Below are 15,730 nucleotides of genomic sequence, written 5' to 3'. Positions count from 1 at the left end.
TTGAGTACTTTGTTTGTAGAAACCCGCCTTGGCACCATGACGCTTAAAAACCGCTTTATGAGAAGTGCGACGTGGGAGAATATGGCGACAGAAGATGGCCATATGACAGATAAACTGTACGCTATCTATGAAGAGTTGGCTCAAGGTGAAGTCGGCCTGATCGTGACGGGTTACGCGAACATCGTGGAAGAAGAAAAGCCGAATGCGGGCATGATGGGGATGTATAACGACTCGTTCATTGCAGAGTATCAGAAGCTGACTCAACTGGTACACGACAACGACTCTAAAATCGTCATTCAATTGGCTTACGGTGGCACCAAAACCACACATGACCTTGGCGAACGAGTGATCTATGCACCAAGTGAGGTTCCAGAAAAAGGAACTCAAACACTAGGTAAAGCGATGACCAAAGACGAGATCGACTACATTGTTGATGCCTTTGCTCAAGCGTCTTTGATAGCGCAGAAGTCAGGTTTTGATGGCGTTGAAATTCATGCCGCTCACACTTACCTGATTAACCAGTTCTTAAGCCCTTATTACAATCAACGTGAAGATGAATACGGCGGTAGCTTAGAAAATCGCATGAGATTTTTGTTAGAGATCTATACCGCGACGCGTAAGCTGGTGGGCGATGATTTCCCTATCTTGGTTAAGCTTACAGCTTCGGAGTTTTTTGAAGGTGGCGTCACCTTTGAGGAAACACGTATTGTGTGTAAAAAGCTTGAACAAGTGGGTGTAGATGGCATTGTCGTGTCAGGTAATATTCATGGCAAAGCAGATGCTATGATTGGCGAGTCGCACGATGGTTTTACCATTCAAGCTGAAGGCTACTTCCATGAGTATGGTCACGCGATCAGCCAAGACATTAATATCCCAGTTATCACGGTTGGCGGCCTAACGGATTTTGATGCTATCGAAGCGATTGCAAACAACACGGGCATTGAATACTTCGCGCTTTCAAGACCGCTGCTTTCTGAACCACATTTAGTTAAGCGTTGGAAAGAAGGGGATAGAAGCCCTGTTAAATGCGAACGATGCTCTAAGTGTCGTACTAAGCGCGGTAACTTTTGCGTGGTGAACAAAGACAGAAAAGTACAGCTTACTCGCATGTAGTCGCTGAACCCGGCTCCAAGCGAGAGCCGAAGTTTATAGCTGAGTTTAAGTTTGAGCCTGTGTAATACCACAGGTTCAGCTCACTTTTCCGTAAGATAATATCAAAGACTATTTATGTAATGACGTGCTATTACAGGCATGTGATTTGCGGCAGTGGAGTAGGAGGCGAGTCTATACTGTTATTTACTAGAGTTTGACTTCGCTGGAATAAGTGCGGTGCCGTTACTTACTAAAGTATTACTTGGTTTGACTATATTTTATGTAAGTAATTGAAGGGTGAACGAAATTTTTGGAGCGTGCAGCGGGAATCGAACCCGCATCATCAGCTTGGAAGGCTGAGGTAATAGCCATTATACGATGCACGCACACTGTCTTATGAGTAAGAGTGATGCATTAAGAGACTTGGAGCGTGCAGCGGGAATCGAACCCGCATCATCAGCTTGGAAGGCTGAGGTAATAGCCATTATACGATGCACGCACATCGTCTTAACGAGTTTGATAATGCCACATCTAACTGAAAACGAAACCTTTTTCTTCCATTTTTATTCTAAGTGCTCGCATAACCACCACTCCGCTAGTTTTTCAATCACGTCAGCTATTTCGTGGTTGCATAAAGTGTGACTAAACTCTCGTTAAGCGCTCTGTGCTATAATTTAATGAGTACCGCAAGTTTGGGCGAAGTTTAACCTTGGTTTATAAAGCGCCGCATTGTTTGCTCTTTATTCGGTATTTAACCTCTGTTCTATGAATAACCTCGTTAACATGGGCGGAGTTTTTGAGCAGGTTTGGCGTCCCGCTTATAACAATATAGATACATAGATTTAACTTATGAACAATTCTTATTATTCATGAGTTTAACCCTAAATGAGTAGAGTCATTCGTGCTTTTGAATGTTCGCAGAAAAAAGTAACGAATTTAGTTGATAAATCACGCAAAAACCTCGTCATTTCGTCTATCGTCTGGTACATTTGCCGCACATTTTGTTTCCCCTAAAATACCCATGCCTTCTCAGTACCGAATTAACAAAATTGTTGACATTGGCGATACACTTCACCGCAGTGGTTGTGCTCCTTATAAGCTTGAAAAATATACACAGCATTATGCTAAAAAGCATGGTGTAGATGTAATGATTCAAGCAACACCGACCGCGATTAACTATCAATTTCCAGACGATAACAATGCCGTTATTCTCAAACGTCTAAAGCCAGCTTCAATCAACCTGAGTTTGTTGGCAAATACCATTATTCGTATCAATCAACCAAGCAGTGAACCTGTCCCTGAGCCCGTGGGTTACTCTAAATGGGTTACCGCATTGGCGAATATGGGGATTCCACCTGCGTATCTAATGTTGGTCGGCAGTACTTTAGAAGCGGTAGGCTTTTCTGCGTTACTTGGCTTGATGGTTTGGGTATGCCAGCAAGTTCTCCATTCACGCCGCGCGATTGCGGTTGAATTCATCTCTGCGCTATTAACCGGTATTGCTGTGGCGTTTTTGGCAAGCACAGGGCTACCGATTCCGGTATGGGCATTATGTATTGCCTCGATCGTTTTGTTTGTTCCCGGGTTATCCATAGCCAATGCATTAGAGTGTTTGGCTTTTAACGATTTAGTCTCTGGTACCAGCTTACTAGGGCAGAGTGCCTTAACACTGATAAAACTGTTTGTCGGCATCATTATGGGGCTCAATATTGGTGAGGCCGTGTGGGGACAAGCGGTATCCATTGATTACACCAATGCTGTGCCGACTTGGATGCATATTTCCGGTTTGGTGCTGATTTCGGTCTCTATCGGTGTGATGTTTAATGCGCGTCCAACCGACATTCTCTTAGGCTTGCCAGTTGCAGTTCTCGGTATGTGGGGCCCATTCTATCTGGGTTTTGATAGTGGTTGGGTCGTCGGCACTTGGGTAACGACGGTATTAATTACACTCTACGGTACTTGGATTGCGAAGAAGATGGATCTAACTGGTTCTATCTATATTGTTCAAGGGATCATTATCTTGGTTCCGGGTAGCCGTGTTCTGGTGAGTGCCAGTCAATCGGTATTTGAACAGTCTATCCTACCGATTCCGAGTATCGGTTTATCGGCATTATTTATGTTCTCTGCAATTGTTGCAGGCCAAATCACCGCATACTCGATTTACTCGCCAAAAATCGAACGTTGATCCGTTCCGCTTTTCAAGTCTTTAAACAAACACGGCTTAGCGGCCAGGGTGAGATCGTGAACGTTTTTTAATCAGAGTCATGATCGATTTGACGAACACATTTAGCTGTGATCATATGCTCTCTTTTTAGGGAGAGCATCATGCCCATTGCCACTTCAAAGAACATTTTCAAACGATTACCGGCCAACGCCAAGGTGTAAAGATCACATATTGCCTGTTTGACGTTCTTTTTGGCTCGCTATGCGCGGTGATTGCAGGTGCGAAAGGCTAGTTTGATATTCGTGACTACATTCTCGGTCATCATAATTGGTTTAAGCCTAATCATGAATGAAGATGCGTGCTAGACATACAAAGAGCACTGTACAGATAATTTGTTATGCCTACTTCATATGAGCTGAACATGCGCCGAGAAGAGCCAACCAAGCTAAGCATTGTAGGTAAGCAAAAGCGATACATGATGAATACATCCATGCTAGGGGCTGTATTGAGTGATGGTTTTAGTCAGAGGGTGAAACCATCACTCATGCGGTCACCCTGCCTAAACGCCGACAATTATATCGGCGTTTTTATTTTTTAGTATTAAGTATTGATTAAACGACAAGTTTACATACCATATTAAATGTCGGTATGGTGCTCTGTAATTTTCTAATTAGAGGTAAGTTGATGTCTAAATTAGCCCAAGACATCAAGTCGTGTGAATTGATCTTGCCTCATACTGATGTTGCTTCCGGCCAGTCTGAATTCAAAATACCCCAGTAGTGGTTGAACCGTGTGGCTATCGCATCTCATCATCTAAGAACCCGATGGAGCTAGTGATTCAGTTCGCTAACACATTATCTTCCTTACTACGGCAACAAATCGTTCAAGAACTACAGCTCTGCCAAGCTGGATCATCAAAGTATTGATTGGCTGGTGGAATGCCTAACCAGAAAAGCCGATGAAGAGTTCGAAGTTGAGTTTTTGCTCGTTAGGCAATCCGATTGAAAGATAAGTCATATTGTTTGGTACATCTTACTGCATTGGATATACAAAGAGTTATAAGTTGCTTTCTTTCTCTGCTTTGACTTTACTGTTAATGGTCTTGAAGTGACGCCACAACTTACCCATTTCTAGTGTCATATCCTCAGTCGAGAAGCGGTAGAGTTTTATTTCAGCGGTGATCGGTGAAATCGTCTCTGAAAACCTCATCAACAAACCTTTATCTAGCTCTTCTTGGACAAATCCCTCTGGCAGCCAGGCGACCCCATGGCCTGATAACACCATTGATTTGAGAGAATGTGTAACAGCGTTTTCGTAAACGACATTAAAGTTACAGAGGCTTTGAGCCATGGAGCTATGCTTTTCTAATACTTGCGCGAAGAAGGTATTTGATGGGTAACTGAGTAAAGGTACGTTCGAGTTCTTGCGATCATGATAAAGCGCAGAGCCATCTCTTTTTGTGGCAACTAATGGTATTAGGCGTTCATGTCCAATGATCACCGACTCAACCTCAGGATTCGGTACGTAGAGACGACTTCCCTTGAAAGAGAGACCGATAAGAAAGTCCGAACGATTGTCGATAAAGGCCTGAACTGAATCATGTAAGTTATTTGGACTGACATAGACTAAGAGTGTTTTAAACGTATCGGTGTATTCGTTAATCATCTTGTTCACAACATATTCTGATAATGAATGCTGGGTGTGAAACGTGATCTTTGTTTCATTATTGTTAAAATTATTGACGGTTTCTAATCTTGCGTAGTCGATCTGCTGTTTTAGGTCGTTGGCATGTTTAAGAAAACGGAATCCTGCTTTGGTGAAGGTGGCTGGGTAGGTATTTCTATTTACCAAGTCAGTGCCGACCCATTCTTCTAATAGCTTGATTCTTCTCCCAAAAGCGGGTTGAGTGATGTTTCTGGCTTTTGCGGCTTGTGCGAAACTTCCATACTGAGATAAGGACAAAAAATCCTCAATCCATTTTAAATCCATTTCCATTATTCCTATAAATAAATGCATTTCCCATACAATCTGTTAAACAAATAGTAACAACCCTATAAGGATAAAGCATTATCTTTCGAGTGATATCACGGGCTACTGTAAGTGCGTATTCAATAAATTACTAATTAAACAGTGTAAGGAGAACTGAAATGCATTTAGCGCGCTACCCTCGTTTGAACTTTGCTTATTTAGATACGCCATTAGAGTTAATGGAAAACCTAACAAAGGAACTCGATGGGCCAAATATTTGGATTAAGAGAGATGATTGTACTGGGCTTGCAGGAGGCGGAAACAAGACCAGAAAGCTTGAGTTTCTAATGGCTGATGCGGTTGATCAGGGGGCGGATACCATCATTACTCAAGGTGCTACTCAATCGAATCACGCACGTCAAACCGCAGCTATAGCGACAAAACTGAATTTGGATTGCTTTGTTTTACTTGAAGACCGCACGTCAAGTGAAGACCCTGATTACAAGTTCAACGGCAACGTGATGCTTGATCAGCTGTTCAACGCAAAATTATCTAAGTATCCAGGTGGTACAGATATGAATGCAGCAATGATAGATGTCGCAGCAACGTTGCGTGCAGAAGGCAAGAAGCCATACATCATTCCAGGCGGTGGCTCAAACCACATTGGTGCGCTTGGTTACGTAAATTGCGCACTAGAAATTCTAAAACAAAGCAATGATCAAAACCTTAAAGTTGACCATGTCGTTCACGCTACTGGAAGTGCTGGTACGCAAGCAGGGCTAGTTGTGGGGTTTGCCTTAACGAATAGTCAAATCCCAGTACTTGGTGTGGGCGTTCGTGTCGATAAACTAACGCAAGAAGGCAATGTCTTTAAACTGGCCGAGCGCACCGCAGAACATTTAGGCGCGGCACATGCGGTTAAACGTGAGGATGTGGTCGCGAATTGTGACTACGTTGGCGAAGGTTATGGAATTCCAGCACCTTCAACGATTGAAGCGATCAACATGTTCTCTCGCTTTGAAGGGATTTTGCTAGACCCTGTGTATTCAGGTAAAGGTGCTGCTGGCTTGATTGACTTAGTGCGAAAAGGTCACTTTAAAAAGGGTGAGAACATTGTTTTTGTTCACACCGGTGGTGCACAAGCATTATTCGGTTATCGCGATAGCTTTGACTTCCCTAATTACGAGTAGTGCGTAATGGGCTGGAATTATAGCCATGTTATCCAAGTCTTTACAACGACTGAATATCGCTGCTGTCTATCTCACGACAAATGAAAAGCGTAAATAAGTCGATTGATGATTTTATGGTTATAACTCTCAGCTCGTCGCTGACGTACTTTCTTAGCTTTTGAAACCAATCACATTAAATACGGAAATAAAATGGAATTTATTAAAACAGCAGTTAAAAAAGATCAGGCAGTAGGCAACGACCAACAAATACGTGCAACGGTTGAAGGTATGTTGAAAAGGATCGAACTTGAAGGCGAAAGTGTAGTTGCAGAGTATGCCCAAACGTTCGATGGTTGGACTTCTGACTTCGTACTGACTAATGAAAAGCTTCAACAGTTAATAGAGTCGGTGCCGCAAGATGTAAAAGACGATATCGATTTTGCGCACAAACAAATCAAACGTTTCGCAGAAGCACAACGAAATAGTCTGACGGAGTTTTCGATTGAAACGGAGGAGGGTGTCACCCTTGGGCAGAAAGTGATGCCAGTGCAAGCGGCTGGTTGTTATGTTCCGGGTGGTAGATATGCGCACGCAGCATCAGCTTTGATGAGTGTTGCGACAGCTAAAGCCGCAGGAGTAACTAATGTTATCGCGTGCTCACCACCACGAGGAGAAAGCATCAACGCCGCCGTAGCGTATGCAATGCACGTTGCAGGTGCTGACATCATTTTAGAAATGGGTGGTGTGCATGCTATAGCGACGATGGCAAATGGACTGTTTGGGACGCCAAAAGTCGATATTATCGTTGGACCGGGAAATGCATATGTTGCTGAGGCAAAGCGTGCGTTGTTTGGGCCAGTTGGTATCGATGTGTTTGCTGGTCCTACAGAGTCTGCGATTATTGCAGATAAATATGCTGACGCTATGACGATTGCCGTTGATTTGGTTTCTCAAGCCGAGCATGGCATTAACTCCCCTGTGTGGTTATTTACGACATGTCGAGAAATCGGTGAAGAAGTATTGGCAATTATGCCTTCTGTTATTGCAGACATGCCAAACGCTGATGTTTGTGAGGCTTCTTGGCGTGATTACGGTGAGATCATTTACAGCGAAGACAAAGAAGAACTAGCTCGAATCAGCGACGAATATGCTTGTGAGCACCTTCAAGTCATGACTGAAGATCTTGAATGGTGGAAGAGCAACCTGAACAACTATGGTTCTCTTTTCTTAGGGGAGGGTAGTACGGTTACTCATGGCGATAAGTGTTCAGGTACAAACCATATTCTCCCTACCAAATGTGCTGCTCGATACAGTGGTGGTTTGAATGTCCAGAAGTTTATGAAAGTCCTAACTTACCAACAAATTAGCAACGAAGCTAACCTCGTGTTTAGTGCGGCTGGTTCAAGAATATCAAGGACTGAAGGGATGGAAGGGCATGCTCGTGCTTGTGATTGGAGATTAAGAAAATACTTCCCTGACATGGAATGGGACTTCGAAGTTTATCAACAGCAATCGTACAAGTCCGAGGAAGTGTAAATGAAAACGTTCACCAAATCTTTCACTAAACAAGCTGCAATCCCTGAAGAGGGAATCGCGTTAGCTATAGATGTCATGCGAAGTGGACGCCTGCACCGCTACAACGTTGAGCCTGGAGAAAAAAGTACCACAGATCTACTGGAAATCGCGTTTGCAGACTATATGGGCATGGAACATTGTTTGGCCTGTGCTTCGTGCGGCTATGCGTTGCACATCGCATTACGAAGTGTAGGTGTAAGAAGCGGTGACTTAGTTCTTTGTAATGGTTTTACCTTAGCCCCAGTACCAGGTGCGATTCACAACGCTGGTGCTATTCCGGTGCTTGTCGATATTGATGACAATCTATGTATCGATTTAGACGATCTGGAGCTAAAAGCGAACCAAAGTGGAGCTAAATATCTATTACTTTCTCACATGAGAGGTCACATCGCAGATATGGATAAAGTGATTGATATATGTCATCGGTTCGACCTGACGCTCATTGAAGACTGTGCACATACTATGGGAGCTAGATGGGATGGTAAATTGAGTGGAAGCTTTGGTGACGTTGCGTGTTTTAGTACTCAAACATACAAGCATATGAACTCAGGTGAAGGTGGCTTATTAGTGACGCCTCATAAGACAGTAATGGCAAAAGCTATTATTTTCTCTGGTTCATATATGCTTTATGACCGTCATCATGCGGCGCCTAAAGCACATGAATTTAAAGATATTCGTTTAGATACACCTAACTACAGTGGCCGGATGGATAATCTAAGAGCTGCAACATTATTGCCACAACTTACCCGTTTAGATGCTGACTGCAAGGATTGGAATTTACGCCATGACATCGTCGCTGAAGTGCTATCTAAATCTAGCAAAATCAAGCTTACTCAACGCCCAGATAAAGAGCAGTATGTTGCAAGTTCAATCCAATTTAATTTACCACAATTAGAAGTGAGTAAGTTTCCCTTATTGGTAGAGCGTTGTGCAAATCGTGGTGTTGTTCTTAAGTGGTTTGGTAGTGATACACCAGAGAGTTACACCAGCAAATACGACAGCTGGTCGTACTTAAACGATGACTCTCGACTTAAAAATACTGACCAGGTGCTACGTACACTATTGGATATGCGTTTCCCCCTGACTTTTGATGAACAAGACTGCGGGCTAATCGCTCAAATTATTGTTGAAGAAGTGGAGTCGATATATGACTAATCATCTTACTCCAGGGGTTATTGGGGGAATGGGGCCAGAAGCTACGATTGATCTAATGTACCGTGTGTTTCAACAAACCATTGCGGACGATGATGAAGGACATATTCGCTTGCTTGTCGACAATAACCCCAAAGTCCCTTCACGTATCAAAGCCATCATTGAAGGTAATGGACAAAGCCCAGCCCCTTGCATGATTAAAATGGCAAAAGGTTTGGTGAACCAAGGTGCAGACTTCCTCGTGATTCCTTGTAACACTGCACATTTTTACTACCGTGACGTTGCTGAATCGGTTGATGTTCCCGTGATTAACTTGCTTGATATTACCGCGCAGCAAATGCTGAACGAACAGTGTTTGAAGGTAGGCTTATTAGGTTCTACCGCTCTACAATTAACCAATATTTACGGTGATGTATTCAAGCAATATGGTTTAACGCCGACTTACCCGGCCCCAACTTATCAGGACGAATTGATGTCTTTAATCAAAGCGATTAAAGCAAAATCGTTCACTGAAAACGATTTGAGTATTCTCCATACGCTACAGACACATATGGCATCTAAAGGTGTTGATTGTCTGGCCTTAGTTTGTACGGAGCTATCTGTAATCAAAGACAAAATACAATCCGAAGTTCCTATATTCGATACAGTAGACATTCTATCGAAGGAAATTATTGAACGCGCACAACTAATAAAACCAAACCTATAAGGGATTAAACAATGAAAAAGACACTTATCTTAAGTACAGCAATGTTGCTCTCGTTGTCTGCACATGCTGCAAAGTGGAATATTGCAATTGGTGATGGTGCTGGCTCTACTCAAGAAGTCATCGCTCAAAAGTTCTCTGAAATATTGATTCAAGAAACTGACGGTAAGATAGAAACTGCACTATTCGTTAATGGTCAATTAGGTTCTGAGCAAGCTACGGTGAATGATGTTTCAATGGGGCTTTTAGATATGTCGGTTGTAGGGAGCTCTAACCTTGCGGCGTTATCGCCCGCGATTGGACTATTTACATACCCTTATATGTTTCACAACATTGAAGATGCAAAAAAAGCACTTGAAAGTGATGTGACAAAGAAAATAGAGAAGGACGTTCTAGCACAAGCAAATGTGCGTATTGTGTCTTGGACATATTCAGGTTTTCGCCGCTTAACAAACTCCGTTCACCCAGTAACTAACATGAGCGATCTAAAGGGGCTTTCAGTTCGCGTACCGAAAAGCAAAGTCATTTTGGATACGTATAAGTCGTTAGGAATAGGAGCGACGCCAATTGCATGGAGTGAGACATTTACTGCACTTCAACAGGGTGTAGTGGATGGCCAAGAAACACCATACGCAGCGATACAATCAATGAAGTTCGGTGAAATTCAAAAGTACCTGACCGAGACCCATTATCTTTTCCAAATCGAGCCTGTATTGATGTCTGAGAGTCTTTACCAGTCACAAAGTGATGCCGTTAAACAAGCCATTGACAAAGCAGGCGATGAAGCAGAAGCCTTCAGCTACCAATATCTGATTGATACAGAGGATCAAATCAAGAAGAACCTGATTGAAAACTACGGAATGCAAATCAGTGAACTTGAAGATGAGCAAGAGTGGATTGAGAAGCTACAGAAAGAAGTGTGGCCAAAATACTTCACTGAGGTAGGTGGAAAAGAGCGAGTTAACGAATTGCTAAAAGCAATGGGACGTGACGCTCTATAAATCAAAACCAAGCATTGATATGGGGAGAGTGTTCTCCCCATACCTGTGACAGGGAAGTAGTATGTTTAATAATGTTATCGAGAACTTAGAAAACTATATATGTCGATTTCTGCTTATTGCATTTACCTCGATTTTGTTTATGCAGATTATAGCTAGAGAATTGTTTGGGCATTCGATCAGTTGGAGTGAAGAGTCAGCTGTATATCTTTTTGTGTGGTTTGTCTTCTTTGGAGCAAGTAGAGCAATCAGGATTGGGGCGCACAACAGAATCGACTTTCAATATAAATACCTACCTAGAAAAGTGGTCACATCATTTAAGATTGGTTCTGAACTGTCTTGGTTGGTTTTCAACTTGTATTTCTTCTATCTGAGTTATGACTTCGTTTTCAACAAAATGAATTTGTATTGGAAATCTCAAACTATTGGCATCCCAATGAAGGTGATCTACGTGATCATGCCAATAGCATTTTTCTTAATGACACTCAGGCATATTCAAGTAAATGTAAAAAAAATCATGGCACCAACTGCCGTAAATAGTGAAGTAGAATCAGAGCAAATTAAGGAGATAGTATGATCCCTCTGAGTATCACGTTTGTCTTATTTGCGACTTTCTTCCTGCTTTTAGTTATCGGTGCACCAATAGCTGTCGCTCTTGGTGGAGCATCGGTGCTTTCATATCTTCACTTGGATCAAAACCCAATAAAATTAGTGCAGTTGGGATTCAATGCGATTGGTTCGTTTCCGTTGATGGCTATTCCCGCATTTATTTTTGCTGGCGCGATTATGGAAGCAGCAGGAATTTCCAAACGTTTAGTGCATATAGCGGAAACACTGTCAGGCTCGTTTACTGGTGGTATTGGCGCATCGACGGTCGTGGCGTGTATTTTCTTTGGTGCGATCTCTGGATCGGGACCTGCAACGACAGCGGCTGTTGGCATGTTGATGATTCCTGCAATGATAAAGCATAATTACGGTAAAGATTATGCTGCCGCTATGACCGCCGCTTCAGGGGGGCTTGGAATTATTATCCCTCCGTCAATTCCCATGGTTATTTTCGGTATTTCTGCCATGGGTATCGCAGCACCATTTAGCGCTATTTCGGAATTCGGAAATTTTCAGTCTGTATCAATCAGTAAAATGTTTGTCGCCGGGGTTATCCCAGGCTTGATAATGTCGCTTAGCATTTTGATATACAACTTTTGTTACTGTAAGAAAAATAAAATCGAGAAAAGTAACCACAAATGGTCACTCAAAGAGTCGATTCAGGCGAGTAAAGATGGCGTTTGGTCGCTTAGCGCACCTGTCGTGATTCTTGGTGGCATATATACAGGTCTATTTACGCCCACGGAGTCAGCCATAGTTACGATATTTTATGTACTCTTTGTTGGCGTTTTTATCCATAAAGAACTGACTTGGGGGGAGTTTACCAAGTGTATTGATTCTACAGCTTGGTTGTCTGGACGTATCATGCTGATACTTTTGACTGCGACGGCATTTGGTCGTCTCCTCGTTGAAAATCAAATCCCAGTAGTTATTGTAGAAGCGTTAACGTCTATGACGACTAACCCTTATATTATTTGGCTCGTTATTATTGGGATCCTGTTATTTGTCGGTATGTTTATGGAAACATTAGCAGCAATAATGATTCTGACACCGGTCCTACTACCGGTAACCTATGCATTAGGGATCGACCCGGTTCATTTTGGCGTTGTAATGATATGTGCACTATCTATAGGATTCTCTACACCACCTTTGGGAGAGAACTTATTTGTAGCATCAGCCATTGCTGAAACGCCATTTGAAAAAATAACAGCTAAAGTTACACCTATTGTTTGCATTGCTGTCGTCGCAGTGATAATTGTTGCGTTTGTGCCACAGATTTCTCTCTGGTTACCGAGCTTATTCTATTAAAACATAGAGTTATGAGAAGCGCTGTCAAACTATGACAGCGCTTTGTTGTTGTCTTACAGTCTGTAAGCGCAGTTACGATAGGTAAAATTAATGAGTCATATAACGGCTTTATTCCACAAATACACTCACCAGATGTCTGAACAATCGAAAGGCATAGCTGCCTCGATACTTTGTTCTATGCTGTTTGCTTGCATTCCAGCCTATGTACAAATCCACCCAGACATGGGGCCAAGCTTAATTGAAGGCGGAGATAGTCACTGGCTTGCTACGCAGCGTATTATTTGGAGTACCATACTGTTCTTTATCTTATTGTTCCTCACTAAGCGACTGCCGCTGCTTTGGGAGTCGTTGAAAAAGTGGCGTAAGTGGCCGAAATACATAACTTCAGCTGTACTGGTTGCGCCGCAATATTGGTTGTTCGTTTGGGCTCCGGCTAATGGAGAAACCTTAAACCTCGCGCTAGGCTATTTCACCATGCCTATCGTGATGATTCTTATCGGTTGTTTTTATTACAAAGATAGCCTCTCTAAGCTGCAAAAAGTCGCGTGCTATTTTGCCTTGGCCGGTACTTTATATGCCTATGTGTGGGCATCAGGTCTGTCTTGGGTGGTATTAGTGGTGGCGCTTGGCTATCCAATTTACTTTATGTTTCGTAAAACCAATCCAATGCCAACCGATATTGGCTTAGCGGTTGATCACATTATGATGCTTCCTTGGGCCATCTTGTCGATGTTCTACCTTTATCCGGCAGAGCATTTTATGAACTTGCAAGCTAGCTCCTACTTGTTCTACCTTGGCCTCGCGATAGTGTCTGTTACGCCAATGCTGCTTTATCTATTTGCTTATTCAAAGCTGCCAGTGTCTCTATTTGGCTTAATGGGTTACGTAGAGCCAACTTTTATCTTTATTGTGGGACTGTTAATTGGCAACAGCGTTCGACTGTATGAAGTGCCGACTTATCTATTCATCTCTTGTGCGTTAGTCGTTGTGGTAATCGATGGCTTTAAACGAATTAAGGCCAGTAAGAGTCTTAAACGTGAGCAGTTTTAGAGTCCCACCATAATTTCCATTCAAAAAACGCAGACAATAATGTCGGCGTTTTTATTTTCTTACGAACACTCTTGATCATACTTACCAATCATCATGCTAAATGAAAAATTTGAACGAATACCTCGGTTCGACAGAAGATTCATATTAAAATGACAAGTAACACACATATTCGTTTTAGGTGTTGTTTTTTTCTACGTTAAATTACGCTATCGAAAATTGGTTAGATTTATGCTCGCTAAGCCAGGCAAGAGCCATTAAAATGGAACAAATTCTATTTAAATGAAGTATTAACGTATGTCTTTATCTTCTTGCCCACAGTGCCAATCTGAATATGTCTATCAAGACCAAAACAACCTAATCTGCCCTGAATGTGCCTACGAATGGAATCCAGAAGAAGAACGTTTGGAAAGAGAAGCTGCGCGAGTGAAAGACGTTAATGGCGTTGTGTTAGAGCCCGGCGATAAAGTCACCTTCATCAAAGATTTAAAAGTCAAAGGCAGCTCTAGTGTGCTAAAAATTGGTACCAAAGCTGTGATTCGGCGCATCAATGAAGGTAAAGATCATCAGTTAGATTGCAAACTGGATGGTGGCGGTGAAATGTTAGTAACCGCGAAATACGTGAAAAAACAGTAATCTATATTTTGCACGATTGTCGTGAATGTTCAATTCTTCACTTAGCTTTTTCGCCATACTCCCTAGAACATTAATGACACTGGGTACTAAATGATGATTAGAGAATACAGCACAGCTGACACCGATACCGTTTTAGATATTTGGCTTGACGCTTCCATCAAGGCGCATGACTTTATAGCGCCTGAGTTTTGGAAGTCACAAGTGGGCAACATGCGTAATATCTACCTTCCCGCTTCACAAACCTATGTTTATCTGATTGATGGTCAAGTTTGTGGTTTTTATTCGCTCCATGAGGGTGTATTGGCGGCGTTCTTTGTGAGCCCAACAGAGCAGGGGCGTGGTATCGGAAAACAACTCATGACACATGCCAAGCTGCAGTGTCCGAATATGTCTTTGAGTGTGTACCGAGAGAATCAAGCAAGTATTGGATTTTACCTTTCCCAAGGCTTTGAAATTGTTCGCGAACAAGCTGATGAACATACAGGGCATCAGGAGTACTTCATGCGTTTAGCTTATCCGCAGCCATACTCAGACAAGCATTAAGTAGGAATGAAAACGACATGGATATAGTCAAAGCCGATTTATCGCATTCAACAGCCTTTCATCATTATGTGAATGCTTGTGCTGAAGATGGGCTCGATATCTACACTGGCATTTCCGATAGCAGTGATGCCTATTTAAAAAGACGTATTGCTTATTCTAAAGGTGAAGCATTGCCTGAAGGTTGGACTCCAGCTTCTACCTATTTTTGTATAGATTGTGGCGAGATCCTTGGTGTTATTCGAGTTCGTCATGGAACGACTGAGTACATCCATGATGTCATCGGACACATAGGCTATGAGACTTTGCCCCAAGCGAGAGGGCGAGGTGTCGCTAGCTATATGTTGTCTTGGATACAACATCACGCGTTAATAGAAAGCGCTATCATTACTTGTGAAAGTGGCAATATCGCTTCGAAGAAAGTGATTGAGAAGTGCGGTGGTCGGTTCTTGAGTGCATTTTATTCAGAGCAAGACAGACACGAAGTATTGCGATATCAACTAGACCCTAAATAAACGTAAGCGCTCCATAAAACCCGCATTCTAATCGCCTAGCGCGAAGAATAAGATCAAGTCTCCAACCATGAGGAGATTTGAAATGGGAAAACGACACACTAATCAAGAATGGCAAACGCTCATCGCTCAGTCTGAATCGAGTTCATTGTCAACGCTTGCATTTTGTAAGCTTAATGAACTCAATCCCTCGACGTTTTATGCTAAGCGCCAGCAACTCAAAAAAGCAGATGTCTCTCAAGGCTTTGTACGGTGTACGG

Annotated in this window: 14 protein-coding genes, 2 tRNA genes and 2 pseudogenes; 15 read left to right on the top strand and 3 right to left on the bottom strand. The window is 42.6% G+C overall.

Annotated features, from left to right (window positions below):
- Positions 1–1,113, top strand: a complete 1,113-nt coding sequence (locus tag L1D11_RS18640) for an NADH:flavin oxidoreductase (protein WP_275665942.1) — start codon at positions 1–3, stop codon at positions 1,111–1,113.
- A 290-nt stretch (positions 1,114–1,403) separates the two neighbouring features.
- On the opposite strand, the gene L1D11_RS18635 is transcribed toward L1D11_RS18640, so the two are convergent.
- Both L1D11_RS18635 and L1D11_RS18630 read right to left on the bottom strand, forming a co-directional pair.
- Positions 1,404–1,478, bottom strand: a tRNA-Gly gene (locus L1D11_RS18635).
- Between the two features lie 38 nt (positions 1,479–1,516).
- Positions 1,517–1,591: transfer RNA gene (locus L1D11_RS18630), tRNA-Gly, on the bottom strand.
- A gap of 522 nt (positions 1,592–2,113) precedes the next feature.
- Between L1D11_RS18630 and L1D11_RS18625 the strand changes: the two genes are divergently transcribed.
- Positions 2,114–3,277: a threonine/serine exporter family protein gene (locus L1D11_RS18625; protein WP_239833278.1), complete on the top strand. Its 1,164-nt coding sequence runs from the start codon at positions 2,114–2,116 to the stop codon at positions 3,275–3,277.
- A gap of 675 nt (positions 3,278–3,952) precedes the next feature.
- Positions 3,953–4,261: pseudogene (locus L1D11_RS18615) on the top strand (nitrate reductase); the annotation flags it as partial.
- Between the two features lie 51 nt (positions 4,262–4,312).
- Here the strand turns inward: L1D11_RS18615 and L1D11_RS18610 are convergent.
- Entirely contained in the window at positions 4,313–5,245 is a 933-nt protein-coding gene (locus L1D11_RS18610; protein WP_239833269.1) for a LysR family transcriptional regulator, read from the bottom strand.
- Positions 5,246–5,403: 158 nt separating this feature from the next.
- Here L1D11_RS18610 and L1D11_RS18605 point away from each other — a divergent pair, with 158 nt between their 5' ends.
- The 12 genes and pseudogenes from L1D11_RS18605 to L1D11_RS22780 form a co-directional block, all read left to right on the top strand.
- A complete protein-coding gene (locus L1D11_RS18605; RefSeq protein ID WP_239833268.1) occupies positions 5,404–6,414 on the top strand; it encodes a D-cysteine desulfhydrase in 1,011 nt (336 codons plus the stop codon).
- 189 nt (positions 6,415–6,603) lie between these two features.
- Positions 6,604–7,929, top strand: coding sequence for a histidinol dehydrogenase (hisD, locus tag L1D11_RS18600; RefSeq protein WP_239833267.1), 1,326 nt, complete (start codon positions 6,604–6,606; stop codon positions 7,927–7,929).
- Positions 7,930–9,123 (top strand): DegT/DnrJ/EryC1/StrS family aminotransferase, encoded by a 1,194-nt coding sequence (locus L1D11_RS18595; protein ID WP_239833266.1) that lies wholly within the window; start codon positions 7,930–7,932, stop codon positions 9,121–9,123.
- Entirely contained in the window at positions 9,116–9,826 is a 711-nt protein-coding gene (locus tag L1D11_RS18590) for an amino acid racemase (RefSeq protein ID WP_239833265.1), read from the top strand. Before L1D11_RS18595 ends, L1D11_RS18590 begins: the two co-directional genes overlap by 8 nt.
- Before the next feature lie 11 nt (positions 9,827–9,837).
- Positions 9,838–10,824 (top strand): TRAP transporter substrate-binding protein, encoded by a 987-nt coding sequence (locus tag L1D11_RS18585; RefSeq protein ID WP_239833264.1) that lies wholly within the window; start codon positions 9,838–9,840, stop codon positions 10,822–10,824.
- Between the two features lie 61 nt (positions 10,825–10,885).
- Positions 10,886–11,398 (top strand): TRAP transporter small permease, encoded by a 513-nt coding sequence (locus L1D11_RS18580; protein WP_239833263.1) that lies wholly within the window; start codon positions 10,886–10,888, stop codon positions 11,396–11,398.
- Complete coding sequence (locus L1D11_RS18575) at positions 11,398–12,735, top strand: TRAP transporter large permease (protein ID WP_239833277.1); 1,338 nt, start codon at positions 11,398–11,400, stop codon at positions 12,733–12,735. Before L1D11_RS18580 ends, L1D11_RS18575 begins: the two co-directional genes overlap by 1 nt.
- Before the next feature lie 90 nt (positions 12,736–12,825).
- Positions 12,826–13,785, top strand: a complete 960-nt coding sequence (rarD, locus tag L1D11_RS18570; protein ID WP_239833262.1) for an EamA family transporter RarD — start codon at positions 12,826–12,828, stop codon at positions 13,783–13,785.
- A gap of 294 nt (positions 13,786–14,079) precedes the next feature.
- Complete coding sequence (locus tag L1D11_RS18565) at positions 14,080–14,418, top strand: zinc ribbon domain-containing protein YjdM (RefSeq protein ID WP_239833261.1); 339 nt, start codon at positions 14,080–14,082, stop codon at positions 14,416–14,418.
- A gap of 93 nt (positions 14,419–14,511) precedes the next feature.
- The gene (locus tag L1D11_RS18560; RefSeq protein ID WP_239833276.1) at positions 14,512–14,961 is read left to right on the top strand and encodes an N-acetyltransferase; all 450 of its coding nucleotides are present in this window, start codon (positions 14,512–14,514) and stop codon (positions 14,959–14,961) included.
- A gap of 17 nt (positions 14,962–14,978) precedes the next feature.
- A complete protein-coding gene (locus tag L1D11_RS18555) occupies positions 14,979–15,473 on the top strand; it encodes a GNAT family N-acetyltransferase (RefSeq protein ID WP_239833260.1) in 495 nt (164 codons plus the stop codon).
- Between the two features lie 82 nt (positions 15,474–15,555).
- Positions 15,556–15,730, top strand: a pseudogene (locus tag L1D11_RS22780) (IS66 family insertion sequence element accessory protein TnpB); the annotation flags it as partial.

Origin of the sequence: Vibrio sp. Isolate32 (genome assembly GCF_022397955.1) — a bacterium.
Classification (GTDB): Bacteria; Pseudomonadota; Gammaproteobacteria; order Enterobacterales; family Vibrionaceae; genus Vibrio.
This window is presented reverse-complemented; position numbering and strand designations above follow the sequence as displayed.